Below are 15,949 nucleotides of genomic sequence, written 5' to 3'. Positions count from 1 at the left end.
AAGGAAATCGAATGAAAATCTTAGTCACCGGAGCAGCTGGTTTCATTGGTGCAGCTGTATCGCAATACCTTATCAATCGTGGTGACCAAGTTGTCGGGATTGACAACATTAACGATTATTACGATGTGAATTTAAAGCATGCTCGTCTAGACGAGATTAAATCATCTACTGCTGCTGATTTATTTTCATTTATCGAGATGGGGGTAGAAGAGCGCGACAAAATGGCTGCGCTTTTTGAAGAGCACAAATTTGATAGAGTGGTGCATTTGGCTGCTCAAGCTGGTGTGCGTTATTCACTTGAAAATCCTAACGCTTACGTCGACTCAAATATTGTTGGCTTTGTGAATATTCTAGAAGGATGTCGCCATAATAAAGTCGAGCATTTGGTGTACGCGTCGTCTAGCTCAGTCTACGGAGCGAATGAGACTATGCCGTTTTCAGAACAGCATAACGTAGATCATCAAGTTAGCTTGTATGCGGCTTCTAAAAAAGCTAACGAGCTAATGGCTCATACTTATAGTCACCTGTATAACTTGCCTACAACGGGGCTGCGCTTTTTCACTGTTTACGGGCCTTGGGGCCGTCCAGACATGGCGCTTTTCAAGTTCACTAAAGCTATTTTGGAAGGCAAAACAATACAGGTTTACAACTATGGTAACCACCGTCGTGACTTCACTTATATCGATGATATCGTTGAAGGCGTAATTCGCTCATTGGATAATGTGGCTAAACCTAACGAGAATTGGGACGGCGGCAATCCAGATCCAAGTACGAGTAAGGCGCCCTATAAGGTGTACAATATTGGTGCGCAAACACCAGTGCACCTTTTGAAGTTTATTGAAACCCTTGAGAGTGCATTGGGTATTGAGGCGAAGAAAGAACTTCTTCCTATGCAGCCAGGCGATGTGCCTGACACCTATGCTGATGTGTCGTCGCTCGTTGAAGATACTGGATACCAGCCATCTACCGATATTGAAACAGGCGTAAAAGCGTTTGTCGACTGGTATCGCGACTTTTATAAAGTGTAAGCGCTTGCGACTTATAATTACTTTCTGAAACCGTTAAAGTGCACTGCTTCTCATAAATTCCGCACACTTTTTGGGCAAGAACTCTTTCGTGGTTGCATAACCGAGCTCAAAAAGTGTGTTCTTAATTTCAGGTGTAAGCGAAAAATCTACCGCGGAAATCTCCCCGGTATTCACCACCACCGTATTGTGCCAATACTTCGCATTGACGTACTCCCTGGATATTGCCGTCATAAACGTGCGAATAAGCATGCTGATGTATTGGGGCAGTTGAAGTAAGTTCTTTTTAATGGCCTTGCGTTTTTGTTCGGTGCTTTGCAGTCTGAAGCATACTGATGGCGTGCCATCGCCTCGCCAATCTTCAAACAGCGCATCTTCAGACAATATAGCGCCGTCTACTAGCAGGTGCTCTTTAAAGGGTTTGAACGAGAAGATGAGCGGTATCGACATAGAGTACCGCACTGCTTCTGACACTTTCATATCTGGAGAGGTTTGCTTGTTGAACAAAACTGGTCCGCCGCCGTTTACGTCGGTAGCGAGAATATGCAGGTTGAGTGGGAGGTCGGCAAACACTGCGCCTTCCAACTGTTCGTCAATCCATCGTTGAAATACGTCGCCAGAAGAAAGTCCGCCTTCCCGGAGTAATCTAACGAGTGAAAATTCAGTGAATTGCTTGAAATCAGTAACCAGTGCGAGTTCTCGCATTTGCTCCACAGTGTAACCTTTGGCATAAAGCGAAGCGATAATCGAGCCACCCGATACACCCACTAAGGTGTCGAAGCCTACGTTCATGTCCTGCAGCGCTTTAATGATGCCGATATGGGCGCTCAATCTTGTTCCTCCACCTGAAAAGATGGGCACAATTTGCGTGACGTTCGCCTGTAATAAATTATTCGGTATTGCTGCCGAGGCTATCTGCATGTGCATACTCCAAACTAAGGAGGCTTTGCGCTAAGTGTTTAGTTCCAACGGAATAACAAACGCTGCGCCCCACACCATAAAAGCGTAGTTTACTCATGCATTATCAGCAAAGTATCAAGGGGGAGATAAGCGATATCTTTAGTCTAAAGTGTTGCCATATCACTACACAGTTCGCTTTTGAGTGTGTTTGCGAAGTGATTTCACGTGTCGCGACAATAAATGCAAACGCATTAGTAATACGCCAGCAATAAATAAAAAGGCTCACTGCTGTTTACTAACAGAGTGAGCCTTATTCAAATGCGTCTGATGAGGCTTGAAACTAGCTAGCTAATTCTTTGGTATTTTTCCGTATGGAATATAGCTCTTAGTTTCCAATTTTTAGCCCTCATATTTTGTGCTAGCTCGCCGCAAGTTTTGCCTTCATTTCGCGGCGACGGGCGTGCAGTAAAGGTTCTGTGTAACCGCTAGGCTGCTCTTTACCTTTGAAGATTAGATCGCTTGCGGCTAAGAAGCCAATTGAGCTGCCTAAATCAGGTGCCATAGGGATATACTCAGGGTCCCCCGCATTTTGCTCATCTACTAAGACAGCCATACGAGCTAAAGACTCTTTTACCTGATCTACACTTACAATGCCGTGCTCTAGCCAGTTAGCGATATGCTGCGATGAAATTCGCAGCGTTGCGCGGTCTTCCATCAAGCCTACATTGTTGATGTCAGGAACTTTCGAGCAGCCTACGCCTTGGTGAACCCAGCGTACAACGTAGCCTAAAATGCCCTGAACGTTATTGTCGATTTCACGCTTAATACTTTCACGTGTCAAAGTAGAAGCATCTTCTAACAATGGAATGGTAAGTATGTCAGCAAGGCCACTAAAGTTTTCATCTAGCGACTTTTGAACGTCAAACACATTTACATCGTGGTAATGAAGCGCGTGCAGTGTTGCTGCAGTAGGTGAGGGAACCCAAGCAGTATTAGCGCCAGCCTTAGGGTGACCTATTTTGGCAGTCATCATATTTTGCATTTCGTCAGGTATTGGCCACATGCCCTTACCAATTTGCGCTTTGCCAGAAAGGCCGCAGCGAAGGCCTACTGCAACGTTTGCAGTTTCATAAGCCTTAATCCACGCCATAGACTTGAGCGAGGCTTTTTCTGCAAAAGGGCCGGCAAGCATTGAGGTATGAATTTCATCACCGGTTCTGTCTAAGAAACCCGTGTTAATGAACACAACGCGTGAAGTAGCCTCGGCAATACATGCTTGTAAATTGATACTCGTACGGCGCTCTTCATCCATTATGCCCATTTTAAGGGTGTTAGCTGGAACATCGATAATCGCTTCGATAGCACCAAACAATGCGTTAGAGAATGCAACTTCTTCTGGCCCGTGCATTTTAGGTTTAACAATATAAATACTGCCTTCGCGGCTGTTTTTAAATTTGCTGTTTCCTAAAAGATCATGCTTTGCGATAAGTGAAGTGACTAAACCGTCCATGATCCCCTCTGGCACTTCTTCGCCGTCAAAGAGCATGGCATTGTTAGTCATAAGGTGGCCCACGTTTCTAACGAACATAAGGCTTCGACCAGAAAGTACTAGTTCGCCTTCTTTTAGCTTGTCTTGTGAAGCGTGTTTAGACGGCTGGTAGCTTCTATCGTCATGCATAGCGCGAACAAGCTGCTTGCCGCCCTTTGTCATTTCAATGCTTAGCGAGCCTTTCATTAAGCCTAACCAGTTGCTATACACCAAGGTTTTGTCTTCAGCGTCAACAGCAGCAACGGAATCTTCGCAGTCCATTATGGTGGTTAATGCGGCTTCAACCAATACGTCTTTTACGTTTGCGGCATCGCTCTCGCCAATAGGGTGAGTCGGGTCTAGTTGAATTTCAAAATGCAGACCGTTGTGTGCAAATAGCAGGCTTGACGGTGCGCTAATGTCACCTTGGTATCCTTGCCATTGCTCTGTGTTTGCTAAGGTGGTTTCATCGCCGTCGACAAGAGTGATCGCTAATTTACCCGATTCAATCTTATACTCAGTAACGTCAGCGTGGCTGCCTTTTGCAAGCGGTATCATGCTATCTAGATAGTCTTTCGCTTTCGCAACTACTTTGGCGCCGCGTACGGGGTTGTAGCTTTTTCCCGCTTCTGCTCCACCTTCATTGCTGATAACATCAGTGCCGTATAGTGCGTCGTAAAGGCTTCCCCAACGGGCATTTACCGCGTTAAGTGCATAGCGAGCGTTGTTGATTGGCACGACTAGCTGAGGGCCTGCCATTGTTGCTATTTCGGCGTCTACATTTTGTGTTTGTGCACTTACTTGTGACGGCTGCTCAACAAGGTAACCAATGCTTTTTAGGAAGTCGGTATATTCGTTTCCGTTTACCGGGTTACCAGCTTTATGATAATCGTCGATAGCGCGCTGAAGCTGTTCTCGCTTTTCTAATAGTGCGCGATTTTGAGGAATGAATTTTTCGAAGAGGGTTTCTGCACCTTGCCAAAAGGTGTCTTTATTTACGCCTGTGCCAGGAAGTGCCTGTTCATTAATAAAGTTATCGAGTTGTTCGGCAACCTGTAGTCGGCCTCTAGTAATATATCCTTGCATAACTACCTCTATACATTTGTCTGTTCACCCAGTGTAGTGTGTATAGAGATAGTTTTTTAATTTATGGTTTGTATTTCTGCCATATATTTTGTGAATGTTTAGCCCGCATTCATTTCGCTAGCTACATCGCTGATTAAGCGGCGCAACCAAATGTGACCTGCGTCGTGGTGAAGTAGGGCACTCCACGCCATTTTTAGCGCAATAGGTGGTATGTCGAAAGGCGGCTCTTTAATCACCACATCTGGGTCGTGTTTGAACAAACGCGCCGCTTTGCTTGGTAAGGTAGCAATAAGTTTTTGCTTTTTCGCAATCTGAAGCGCTGCATGGTAATGACGAGTAAATACGCGAATAGCACGCTGTTTGCCAATTTTTGTAAGCTCTGCGTCAACCCAACCCAATTTTTGTACTTCATTTGGATCAATACCTACACCCACGCCAAACCCAGTTTTACTCACCCAAATATGCTGGGCAGTCAAATAGCCTTCTAGGTTGCATTTTTCTACTAGCGGATGGTCGGAACTCATTACGCAACTAAAGGTGTCATACCAGATAACTTTTTGATGAAATGACAAAGGCAGTTCATCGAAGCGGTTAATTGCCATATCCACTTTACCTTGCTCGACATCGTGAAACGTCACGTCACTCGGCGTAATAAGGTCAAGCGTAATATTGGGCGCTAAATCCGCCAGTCTTCCAACAAGTTCAAGTAACAAGGTGCTCTCTGCATAGTCACTGGTCATAATGCGGAAGGTTCTGTCGCTGGTTAACGGATCGAAATCAGTCTCGGGTTGAATAGAGCTTTCCAATCGACTAAGCACATCGCGAATAATGGGTTGTAGTTCAAGCGCGCGCTTGGTGGGGGTCATCCCATCGCTGGTACGAACTAAAAGCGGATCTTTAAATAGATCGCGAAGGCGCTTCAGGCCGTTACTCATTGCTGGCTGAGTAATGCTTAGCTGGTTTGCAGCTTTCGTTACACTTCCTTCGCGCAACAGCACATCTAAATAAACCAATAAATTCAGGTCGACCTTCGCTATATTCATTATTCTAATGCTCTTTTTAAACCTAATTAAACATAGCTATTATAAAGCTTTTTTATTTCAATGTCAGATAAGCGTTTAGTCTTAAATTGGCCGCCGTTATACCTATAAGGTATTGAAATATAGTTGGTATATTGTTTTTTTATGAAGTTTAGAAAAATATGGCTTTTTTTGTTTTATGCAAAAAGCATAAGTGAAGTGAATGACGCGCACAAAAAAGGGCACCCGAAGGTGCCCTGTAGGAAAGGTTGGGATGCTTTCCGTTTAACTCATTGCCTGTTTACGTTATACGTCAAACTGGTTCATGGTGTTATCTTCACCGGACGCTTTAAGTGCACCTTCACCAGAGAAGTACTCTTTGTGTGTATCACCTAGGTCAGAACCTGCCATCGCTTGGTGCTTAACACACGCTAGACCTTGGCGAATTTCTTGACGCTGAACACCGCGTACATAAGCAAGCATACCTTCTTCACCGAAGTAACCTTTTGCAAGGTTGTCAGTAGACAGTGCTGCAGTGTGATAAGTCGGTAGCGTGATAAGGTGGTGGAAGATACCCGCTTCGCGTGCTGCGTCAGCCTGGAAGCTCTTAATCTTCTCGTCGGCCGCAGCTGCTAGCTCGCTGTCATCATAGTCGGCAGACATAAGTTTCGCGCGGTCGTAGCCAGAAACGTCTTTACCTTCTTCACTCCAAGCATCAAATACTTGCTGACGGAAGTTAAGCGTCCAGTTGAATGATGGAGAGTTGTTATAAACCAGCTTTGCGTTTGGTACTTGTTCGCGAATAGCGTTAACCATTTCAGCAATTTGGCCAACGTGAGGCTTTTCAGTTTCAATCCAAAGCAAGTCAGCGCCGTGCTTAAGTGACGTTACGCAGTCAAGTACTACACGGTCAAAACCTGTGTTGTCTTTGAAGCGGAACAAGCCGTTTGGTAGACGCTCAGGCTTAACCAGTTTGCCACCTTGCTTAAGAACTAGGTCACCTTCACTTAGGTCTTCAGCCCCTGCAACTTCGGTAGTTTTAAGGAACGCATTGTACTGAGCAGCTAAGTCGCCTTCTGATGTAGATACTGGGATCTTCTGGGTAAGACCAGCACCTAGTGAGTCAGTACGTGCAACAATTACACCTTCATCAACACCTAGTTCAAGGAATGCATAGCGTACTGCATTGATTTTCGCTAGGAAGTCTTCGTGTGGCACGGTTACTTTACCGTCTTGGTGACCACATTGCTTCGCGTCCGATACTTGGTTCTCAATTTGGATACAGCATGCACCTGCTTCAATCATTTGCTTTGCTAGTAGGTAGGTTGCTTCTTCGTTACCAAAGCCCGCATCGATATCAGCAATAATTGGAACTACGTGAGTTTCGTAATTGTCGATTTCAGCTTGAATCGCAGCTACATCACCACCGTTTTTCTTAGCGTCGTCTAGCTTGTGGAAAAGGTCGCCCAATTCTCGCGCATCTGCTTGGCGAAGGAAAGTATAAAGTTCTTCGATAAGCGCAGACACTGATGTTTTTTCATGCATTGATTGGTCAGGAAGAGGACCAAATTCAGAGCGAAGTGCTGCTACCATCCAGCCTGAAAGGTAAAGGTAGCTTTTGTTAGTTGTGCCTTGATGCTTTTTAACTGAAAGCATTTTTTGTTGGCCTACGAAGCCATGCCAGCAGCCTAGTGACTGTGTGTACTGAGACGAATCTGCGTCGTATTCAGCCATGTCTTTGCGCATAATGCTTGCAGTGTAGCGAGCAATGTCTAAACCTGTTTTAAAACGGTTTTGAACCTTCATGCGTGCAGCGAATTCTGGGTTGATACCTTCCCAAGTTCCGTTTTGTGCTGCCTTTAATGTGGCGAAGTTATCAATGTCTTGTTGATATTGCGACATGAGCGTCTCTCCCGACTATAATTAAAATACTTAACGTTGTTTATGTTTACGCTGTAGGGCGTTCCCGTTGATTCCATTTCATCCTAGTGCCGGATTTGGAATAATAGAAATATATATTTTGCATTGCGGTCATTTATTTTGTGAATAGCTAGCGCCGAGAGAAGTCTAGATACTGTAAATCTTTAACACCTATATTTGGTGGTTTTGAGGCAATGGGGCAGCAGTGGGGCAAGAAGTGGTCGGTAAAAAATAACTTACGTAGGTTGCAAACGCTTGCTGGTGTTGACTATTTCGTCTGTCTATTAGCTAAAAGGGTAATAGCTTTGCCGGTGTGAGCAAGGTAAATTTAGGCGTAAAGCTTCACGCTAGATAATCTTGTCCGATACGAGGGCGCTTTTGTTTTAGCTTGTTGATATATAATATGAAAAGTGGGTGTTATGAGTAGTAGTGTATTGTCGTCAGTTGACCAAAGAACCAAGCTTGTTGGCGAGAACAGGCTTGAGCTTTTGATGTTTCAACTGGGAACGCGACACATTTTTGCCATGAACGTCTTTAAAATTAAAGAAGTTATAAACGTACCCAAGCTCAATATAATGCCGGGTTCACATCACAACCTGAAAGGCGTGATGAACTACCGAGGAAGCTCCATTCCAATTATAGACTTGCGTCAGGCAATCAAAATGCGTGGTGCAGCTACACAAGCAACTGCGAAGAATGTCATTATCACTGAATATAACAGAAGCGTGCAGGGCTTCATTATTGGTGAAGTGAAAAACATAGTGAATACATCGTGGGGAACCATTCAGCCACCCCCTAGCGGCATTGGAAAATCCAATTATTTAACCGCCATAACTCAGGTGAATGTTGAGGGTAAACAAGAGCTGGTAGAAATCATCGATGTTGAAAAAGTACTCGCGGAAATCATCGATTACGACACATCTATCTCTGAAGAAGTGCTAGATAAAGACATTGTTAACCACTTCTTAGGCAAGAAAGTGTTGATAGTAGATGACTCAAGCACAGCAAGAAAACAGATTAAAGATACGTTAGAGCAGCTAGGTATAACAATCATCGAACGTAAAAACGGCGCTGAAGCGTTAGCGCTGCTGAAGAAGTGGGCCGATGAAGGTAAAAATCCTACCGACGAAATTCTGCTTATGTTCACCGACGCAGAAATGCCAGAAATGGACGGCTATCGACTTACTTCAGAAGTGCGTAACGACCCGCGTATGAGCAACTTATTTATAGCACTCAACACATCATTAAGCGGAAGCTTCAACGACGCCATGGTAGAAAAGGTGGGATGTGACAGGTTTATCTCTAAGTTCCAGCCCGACATGCTCGTAGACGTGGCGCAACAGCGCATGCGCGAATACCTCTCATCACAAAATAAGTAGTCGCTTCCTTCTTAAAAGTTGCTAATTTAATGAGATGACCATCTGGTCATCTCATGCTTGCGTTATTTTGTCCAAAAGCTTTGAGCATCTTGCCAGCCTGCTTTACACTATTACATCTTATCGCTTTGCTAACACCTTTATGATCACCAAAGAATCATTCGCGATAGTTTCTTTATTGTTGTTGTATCTTCGGGTAACCAGGCCGGTAGATACCTTACTTACTCAGGGAAGTTTAAATGATTAAACAATTTGTTCGCACATCACTACTAAGTTGTGCGTCTATTGCTGTTCTTGCGGGTTGTGGTATCACAGAATCTATAACCGAATCAGCAAGTGCAACCGGTACGCAAAGTAAAGGCGTGCCCAAAAATATCATTATGGTTGTTGCCGACGGTATGGGGCCTGCCTACACCACCGCTTATCGTAATTATGTAGATGATCCGTCAACTCCGGAAGTCGAGACAGTTGTATTTGACGACATTTTGGTGGGTAACGCGTCGACATACCCCGCTCGTGTATCGGGTTATGTTACCGATTCAGCCGCTGCTGCAACAGCGCTTGCTACAGGCGTTAAGTCGTACAACGGTGCAATTGGTGTTGATGTAAATAAACAACCAGTAAACTCTGTTATGCACCATGCGAAGAGTAAAGGCATGCGTACTGGTTTGGCAGTAACCTCTCAAATTGTTCATGCGACACCTGCGTCATACATTGCGCATAACGAAAGCCGTAAGAACTACAACGAAATAGCTGAAGATTTCTTTGATGTTCGCGTGGACGGTAAGTTTGTCGCTGACGTGATGCTAGGCGGTGGAACGTCTTACTTTGAACGCGACGACAGAGATATCTTGGCGCAATTTATTGATGCTGGCTACGAATATGCCGATTCATATAACCGTCTGGCTTCAGTGCCTGCGGGAAGTAATGTTCTCGGTCTGTTTGCTCCGGTAGCGCTGCCTGCGGTACTGGACGACAAGCGAAAAAATCGCCTTGAGTATTTAACTCAACATGCAATTAAACACTTAGAAAACGACAACGGATTCTTTCTTCTTGTTGAAGCGAGCCAAGTAGATTGGGCGGGTCACGCAAACGATATCGCGTCTGCCATGGCTGAGATGCACGACCTTGCGTTAACTATGGAGTACTTGCGCGACTATGTGAAAGCCAACCCAGACACTCTTGTTATTTTGACTGCAGATCACAGTACAGGTGGCTTAACCATTGGCGCAAACGGCGACTACCGCTGGAGCCCTGAACATCTTAAGTCAATGTCAGCCTCAGTAATGACAATTGCTTTAGAGATGGCAAATGAAGAGAACCCTGGCGAATTTGTGGCGCAGAAGCTTGGCTTGTCGTTGAGTGAAGAAGAGCTTGCCACGCTAGATAGCGTATCAAACCAAGATGATGAAACTCGCTTCATGGCAGTAAAAACCTTCTTAGACACCAAAACAAACACGGGGTGGACAACAGGCGGTCACACTGGTGTAGATGTTGAAGTATTTGCTTTTGGTGCTGGTTATCAATCGCTTATGGGGCAAATTGATAACACGGATATTGCAAAAACAATCTTCAGTTTTATCGATAAAAAACAGCCAGTAATAATCGATTCCGATTCAAATAAAGTATCAGAAAAGGTATCGACCAACATTGAGCTTACGTCAGACGAAGATGATGATGGCTTGTGTGACTTTAAGGAAGATTGGCGCTGTAACTAATCGCTACATTGTTTGTATAGAAATTAAAGCGCCAGCGTTTTTATAACAAGGCGCTTTATTTTTATCTGTGGTAAGCAGGAAAGGGGAACTATGAAAAACGAAATGCTGGCACTACTTCAAGATATCTATGATGAAGTTGAACCCATGTTGGGCATGGGAAAAGTTGCTGACTACATCCCTGCGTTGGCTACAGTTAATCCAAGGCAGTTTGGCATTTCAATTTGCGACACAAACGGTCAAATAACGTCGATAGGCGATGCGAGTGTTCCTTTTTCTATTCAAAGTATCTCAAAAGTCTTTAATCTTGTTTTAGCCATCAATCACTACGGTGAAACCATGTGGGAGCGAGTTGGATGCGAGCCATCCGGCCTGCCGTTTAACTCTCTTGTACAGTTGGAATATGAAAACGGTATTCCCCGCAACCCCTTCATTAATGCCGGTGCGCTGGTGGTCAGTGACATGGTTCAGTCTCGGTTCGCTTCCCCTCATATTGCCATGCGAGATTTCGTAAGACGCTTAAGCTGTAACGGCGATATCGTGGTAAATAAGGTGGTGGCGGAGTCTGAATACGAGCACCGCTCTCGCAATGCGGCAATGGCATATTTGATGAAGGCCTACGGAAATTTTGAAAATGAAGTGGAAGGTGTACTTCGTAATTACTTTCACAACTGTGCGTTAGAAATGAGCTGTGAAGACCTAGCTCGGTCTACCAGTTTTCTTGCAAACGCCGGCTTCTCAACCTGCGCAAATGAGCAGGTGTTAACGCCTTATCAAACTAAGCAGGTGAATGCGCTCTTGGCAACCAGCGGTATGTATGATGAAGCGGGGAGCTTCGCGTTCAAAGTGGGTCTGCCGGGTAAAAGTGGCGTAGGCGGAGGCATAGTGGCTGTTGTACCAGGACGCTTTTCAATATGCGTATTTTCGCCAGCGCTTAATAGCGTGGGTAATTCTCAGCTAGGTGTGGCGGCTTTGACATCGCTAAGTGAACGCATTAATTGGTCTATTTATTAGAGGCTATTGCGCTTCGCTGCATATCAAAGGTCAACAGGCCTTAGTAGCCTGTCAATTCCATAAAGCCGCTCCCTGAATGGGAGCCTTTTATTTCCACTCGCCCTTCATAATAGGGAAATAAGCTGTTATTCCATTGGCTTTCCTTGAACGGGCGAATGGATAGGTCGATATCTTTTTCTGGTATTTGAATACACCAAGCGGTGGGAACAGAGCGAGGTGACTCTCCCTCGTTGATTGTTTCATAGGCCGTTGGCATAATTGATACGTTGGCTTGGTCGATAGTTTCTTTCGTGCCATTTTCCGCTATATAGCTAGCCGTTGTGAATATTTCGCTGTGTTTGCTTTTGCTATTTTTCATGTTTTCATTCATGGCGTGCATGCGAAACGCCATCAATTTACTTCCATCGTCTAAATGCAGCGAGAACCAATCCCATCCCATGGCTTCACTGTTGGCTAGGTGGCTCGTCCATTCGTGATCAAACCAGCCTTTACCCGTAACTTTTACGCTATTACCCTCTATGTTTAACGTACCTTCCGCGTTAATGAACGGCTGGCTGTAATAGTAGGAGCGAAGGCGTTCGTCTTGTGTTTTTTTGCTGTAGCCGTTGTCCCCCTGTTTGATAAAAGGCCCAGAGGTGTTCAGGTTAAGCGCGACTTTGACGGCGCTAGCGCTCGGCGCGTCATTTAATTCTAATAGTCTGTCTGCAGAGGTAGCGGGGATTTTTTCACGTGTTCTAACCGGATGATGCGTGCTGCTGTGCCCGAAAGCGAAAGTTAATACGGACGGGAACATGGCTTTGCTTTCTGCACCTGTTTGTACCTCCGCCTGTGCCGCTTTCCAAACCCAATCGTCAATAACTGTTGTAAAAGGTTGTTGATTCACATAGGCATTACCTACACCGCCGCTTGCAAATCGTTCTTCGAAATAATGCTGTTCAGCGGTGTGCAGCGAAGCATGTCCCATCCATTGCTGGCCATTGCTCCAGTTTTTTGCGATATGGCTGTTGGCGTTAACTTCAGCACTATTTTCAGCATTAGCCTTAACGCTTGGAGGGGCATTTAGCTCAGTATTGAAACGAAAAAGCGTATATTGAAGGCCGAACTCTTGCCCGTCTTCAGTACTTAACACAAACGTGAGGTACCACCACTCTAACTGAAAATCGGGATGACTCTTGTGGTCGCGCGGTAATTCAACAGTATTGCCCCGCTTTACTGGCGTAAAGGCGTCACTCGACTGCATGTTTCCAAAAAAGCCGTTTGGCGTGGAGGTTCCCAGAGTTTCGTTTTCATCTTTTGGGTTTTCAGTACATCCACTCAACGTGAAACAAATAGCTATAAGCACTAAAAAGGTGTTGGCTTTAAATCGCAAAAACGTGGTGTTGGCACTACCTAAATGGTTTGTCATAGCTGAACTTCCTGCCTTAAATCAATTTTCGGCTTAAGTTTTCCTAAAGGTAACAACAGCACCAGCGAAACGATAAGCAGCGATAACCCGACGCTAGAGAGAATAACCTGTACATTAAGTGAAAACGGGTACACCCAGTTAAATGCATGCCGGTTTACTTGTTGAATAAAGACATTGGCCAAGTACACGCCAAAAGGAATGGCGAGCAAGGCTGAGATAAAACAAAGCAGCAGATATTGCGCAAACAGAGATGCTTTTACTTTAAGCTGACTAATGCCAAGGGCACGCAATACAGATAACTGCGCTGCGCTGCCTATGGTTAGTACCGTTAGCGAAACGGCGAAGGCGACCCCCGCCACCAATAGGGTGGTAATATTTAGCCCGTCGGTTAATACAAAGGTACGATCAAAGGTCTGCATAGAGGTATCTAACAGCGCTTGTCGGGTATAAAGAGCAATTTCGCGGTGTTCCCCTAACTGTGATTTTAGCTGCTGTTCGAGGATGTCCTTTTCATAGGTGCTTTGTTTGTTGTCGCCTATCACGTTAGTCTCAATAGGCGGCTCTGGGTAAATAGCCACTACACCGGAAAAAAGTTGATCCCTGATAAGAACATCGTTTCGATTAAACGAGGGAAGAGGCACCAATATTTGCCCGTTCAGGTTACCGTAGTCAGGATAAATACCCAGTACTTTCCATTGAGGCGTCGCTGTAAATACGTTTGAGTTCGACGAACTGCTTTGTGAGCCTTGTGTTGGTTCAGTAGTTGTATCTTGTGGCGAGCTATACGCCTCGTTAGATGTATTAACCGCCGAAGAACTTGAATTCGCAGTTTTACGAAGACGAATATTTTCTATATCTAGCGTGTGTCCTAACTTAGCGTTAAGGGCAAACGCTAATTGCTGATTGATGAATACCCCTTTCCCTTCTGTAAACTCACGCCACACTGTGTTGAGGTCGTTGTTTATTACATCATCGAGGACAAGCGCCTTTTTACCACATTGGTGAACGGGGTAGCTACTGATAGAAACGTAAGTGGGCGGGCTGTTACTGACTTCATGTGTTTCTTTATGTGTCTCTTCTTGAGCACGTGAGCCAATAACAGCTCCCTCGGCCTTAAGTAAAGGAGTTAAAGCAAGCGGAGGTAACGATTTGGTAGATAACGTTTCGATACGACTAAGGGGCGCGTCGGTGTACAGATAGAAAGGCGCGTAAAGCCTTTGCGTTAACCATTGTTCAGTGGCGTCTCTAAAGCTGTCCGTCATGGTATTCATACCAATATTTGCGGTTAGCGCTATAAAGAATGCACAAACAGCGAGACGGGTTTTGCTAGACAGTAAATGCATATTAGCAATGACGTAGTGGAACACGGGCCACTGTCTTGGTACAAATCTAGTCAGTAGCTTAGAGAAAATAGGTAACCAAAGAAGAATAAGCGCGCAGCTGGTAAGGAGTAACAGTGCAACAAAGAAAAGTGCTGAAGCAGTAGAAGATACGAACCCCTCAGCGATAAATAACAGTAGTAGGGCACATAATGAGATAAGACCTACGGCAAATTGGCCTAACGCATTTTCTTTTTTGACAGGCGCTACGGTTAGGGCATTTGAAAGCTTAACTATAGAAACTAACGAAAAAACAACTAGCGATATAAAGGTCGTTGTTAATGCGAAGCCGAAGGTGAAAAGCAGATTAACGTCTGGGTTAACAAATACGGCGTTAAACAACGACGTAAATGTACCGTTTATCACAGGTGACAACCATGACGCAGCTTGAAAACCGATGAACATGCCAATTGGAATACTTATTACGCAGTAAATAAGCAACTCGGTGAATAGGGCAATGCTTAAAATTCGCTGAGATATGCCCAGCTGCCGTAAACGAATGATATTGGGTAGCCGCGTGCGGTACATCAAGTTTAGCGCGTTTAGTACTATAAAAAGCGCCACAACGCCCATCAGTCCACTCATCGCCCAAAGATTTAATCTAAAACTATCTGGCAACGAACCGGTGTCATTGTCTGTGTTACTAGTGGTTTGCTTTACAGGTATTCCAAGTAGGGTTTCTATTTGGGTTAAATGCTGCTGTGATAGCGGTGAAAGTGCAATAAACCCGGAAAGTGGGACGTAAGCTTTCTGTTGTTTTGCTTGTTGCTCTTGCGCGCGTTTAGCATTGTCAGGAGTAATAGGCTTAACAGGTTCATCATTCTCAATCGTTACCCCGCCTCTGTAAAACTCATCGATAGAGATCAAAATTGTATTTTGCGGAGCAAAGCTGCTCACATACGCGCTTACCGTTGCAGGCCAATAGGGACTTGGCGCATATTTTCTATCGGTTTCATTAAGCGTGTCGTGACAGGCCAGTTTTGCGTTCGTTAAGGGGTGAATAAGCCCATTTACAGCGAAGTCGCCCCCAGAATTTGAGCGCAATTCGCGTCCCGCTTGCGTCTGCTGGTTTTTCATTTCACTAAATTTCTTGGCATTTTGCGATAAATAGGAAAGTGAAAGAGCGCTATCGTTTTGGGCAGGCGCTTCAAAACCTCTTGTTCTAAACGCACTTCCTAAAAGAGGCTGAGTATCAACACCGAGTAATGTGAGAGTTGTTGTGGGCTTGCTGGCATTGCACGATAGGGTGATGTCTCGTTCAGCTATTGCAACAAGCTGGGTAAAACCCTGCTTGCGAAGCGTGGCATAATCGCTTTGTGTAAAGCGAGCTCTGCTGTCTGCTGGGGTGATGATACTGCCAGAGGTAAGCCCTTGCTTCGACTGTAATAGTTCACCTTGTGTGGCGCCTTCGTTTATAAGCAAAACGGTAACCAAGCCAGCATTGGCCAGTATAATTGCGGCCATAATGAGCAAAGGCTCCCACAGCCTGTGCCTTGCCATTGCAAGTAAGCTAGAGAGCGCTAACAGTAGAGTGGGTAGCACGTTATCTTCCTACTTGCTGTTTTCGGTGTCTTTTTCACAG

10 protein-coding genes are annotated in these 15,949 nt (G+C 45.0%); 4 read left to right on the top strand and 6 right to left on the bottom strand.

Features of this window, described 5'->3' with window-relative positions:
• Window positions 1-11 precede the first annotated feature (11 nt).
• Complete coding sequence (locus MHN02_RS14310; protein ID WP_239246820.1) at window positions 12-1,028, top strand: NAD-dependent epimerase; 1,017 nt, start codon at window positions 12-14, stop codon at window positions 1,026-1,028.
• A gap of 33 nt (window positions 1,029-1,061) precedes the next feature.
• Here MHN02_RS14310 and MHN02_RS14305 read toward each other — a convergent pair whose 3' ends face one another.
• From MHN02_RS14305 to MHN02_RS14290, 4 genes are all read right to left on the bottom strand, one after another.
• Window positions 1,062-1,946, bottom strand: a complete 885-nt coding sequence (locus MHN02_RS14305; protein WP_014979855.1) for a patatin-like phospholipase family protein — start codon at window positions 1,944-1,946, stop codon at window positions 1,062-1,064.
• Between the two features lie 397 nt (window positions 1,947-2,343).
• Window positions 2,344-4,539: a malate synthase G gene (locus MHN02_RS14300; protein WP_239246817.1), complete on the bottom strand. Its 2,196-nt coding sequence runs from the start codon at window positions 4,537-4,539 to the stop codon at window positions 2,344-2,346.
• A 98-nt stretch (window positions 4,540-4,637) separates the two neighbouring features.
• Window positions 4,638-5,582 (bottom strand): LysR family transcriptional regulator, encoded by a 945-nt coding sequence (locus MHN02_RS14295; RefSeq protein WP_239246814.1) that lies wholly within the window; start codon window positions 5,580-5,582, stop codon window positions 4,638-4,640.
• A 282-nt stretch (window positions 5,583-5,864) separates the two neighbouring features.
• Complete coding sequence (locus MHN02_RS14290) at window positions 5,865-7,460, bottom strand: isocitrate lyase (protein ID WP_014979852.1); 1,596 nt, start codon at window positions 7,458-7,460, stop codon at window positions 5,865-5,867.
• A 437-nt stretch (window positions 7,461-7,897) separates the two neighbouring features.
• On the opposite strand from MHN02_RS14290, the gene MHN02_RS14285 reads away from it, so the two are divergent.
• From MHN02_RS14285 to glsB, 3 genes are all read left to right on the top strand, one after another.
• Complete coding sequence (locus tag MHN02_RS14285) at window positions 7,898-8,857, top strand: chemotaxis protein CheV (RefSeq protein WP_069944630.1); 960 nt, start codon at window positions 7,898-7,900, stop codon at window positions 8,855-8,857.
• 236 nt (window positions 8,858-9,093) lie between these two features.
• On the top strand, window positions 9,094-10,572 hold the full coding sequence (locus MHN02_RS14280; protein ID WP_239246811.1) for an alkaline phosphatase: 1,479 nt from the start codon (window positions 9,094-9,096) through the stop codon (window positions 10,570-10,572).
• Between the two features lie 102 nt (window positions 10,573-10,674).
• The gene (glsB, locus tag MHN02_RS14275) at window positions 10,675-11,583 is read left to right on the top strand and encodes a glutaminase B (RefSeq protein ID WP_039219122.1); all 909 of its coding nucleotides are present in this window, start codon (window positions 10,675-10,677) and stop codon (window positions 11,581-11,583) included.
• 40 nt (window positions 11,584-11,623) lie between these two features.
• Here glsB and MHN02_RS14270 read toward each other — a convergent pair whose 3' ends face one another.
• Together MHN02_RS14270 and MHN02_RS14265 are read right to left on the bottom strand one after the other, a co-directional pair.
• The gene (locus MHN02_RS14270; protein ID WP_239246808.1) at window positions 11,624-12,988 is read right to left on the bottom strand and encodes a lipocalin-like domain-containing protein; all 1,365 of its coding nucleotides are present in this window, start codon (window positions 12,986-12,988) and stop codon (window positions 11,624-11,626) included.
• Entirely contained in the window at window positions 12,985-15,909 is a 2,925-nt protein-coding gene (locus MHN02_RS14265; RefSeq protein WP_239246805.1) for an ABC transporter permease, read from the bottom strand. The genes MHN02_RS14270 and MHN02_RS14265 overlap by 4 nt, the downstream gene beginning before the upstream one ends.
• Window positions 15,910-15,949 lie beyond the last annotated feature (40 nt).

The organism is Alteromonas sp. CNT1-28 (assembly GCF_022348345.1).
GTDB classification, from domain to species: domain Bacteria; phylum Pseudomonadota; class Gammaproteobacteria; order Enterobacterales; family Alteromonadaceae; genus Alteromonas; species Alteromonas macleodii.
The sequence above is the reverse complement of the archived record's forward strand: the minus strand, read 5'-3'. Positions and strand labels throughout refer to the sequence as shown.

What these genes read in the sequence shown, in the direction of transcription:
- MHN02_RS14270 (WP_239246808.1), bottom strand. Translation starts at nt 12,988, where the DNA reads ATGACAAACCATTTAGGTAGTGCCAACACCACGTTTTTGCGATTTAAA.
- glsB (WP_039219122.1), top strand. Translation starts at nt 10,675, where the DNA reads ATGCTGGCACTACTTCAAGATATCTATGATGAAGTTGAACCCATGTTG.
- MHN02_RS14305 (WP_014979855.1), bottom strand. Translation starts at nt 1,946, where the DNA reads ATGCAGATAGCCTCGGCAGCAATACCGAATAATTTATTACAGGCGAAC.
- MHN02_RS14295 (WP_239246814.1), bottom strand. Translation starts at nt 5,582, where the DNA reads ATGAATATAGCGAAGGTCGACCTGAATTTATTGGTTTATTTAGATGTG.
- MHN02_RS14285 (WP_069944630.1), top strand. Translation starts at nt 7,898, where the DNA reads ATGAGTAGTAGTGTATTGTCGTCAGTTGACCAAAGAACCAAGCTTGTT.
- MHN02_RS14310 (WP_239246820.1), top strand. Translation starts at nt 12, where the DNA reads ATGAAAATCTTAGTCACCGGAGCAGCTGGTTTCATTGGTGCAGCTGTA.
- MHN02_RS14290 (WP_014979852.1), bottom strand. Translation starts at nt 7,460, where the DNA reads ATGTCGCAATATCAACAAGACATTGATAACTTCGCCACATTAAAGGCA.
- MHN02_RS14280 (WP_239246811.1), top strand. Translation starts at nt 9,094, where the DNA reads ATGATTAAACAATTTGTTCGCACATCACTACTAAGTTGTGCGTCTATT.
- MHN02_RS14300 (WP_239246817.1), bottom strand. Translation starts at nt 4,539, where the DNA reads ATGCAAGGATATATTACTAGAGGCCGACTACAGGTTGCCGAACAACTC.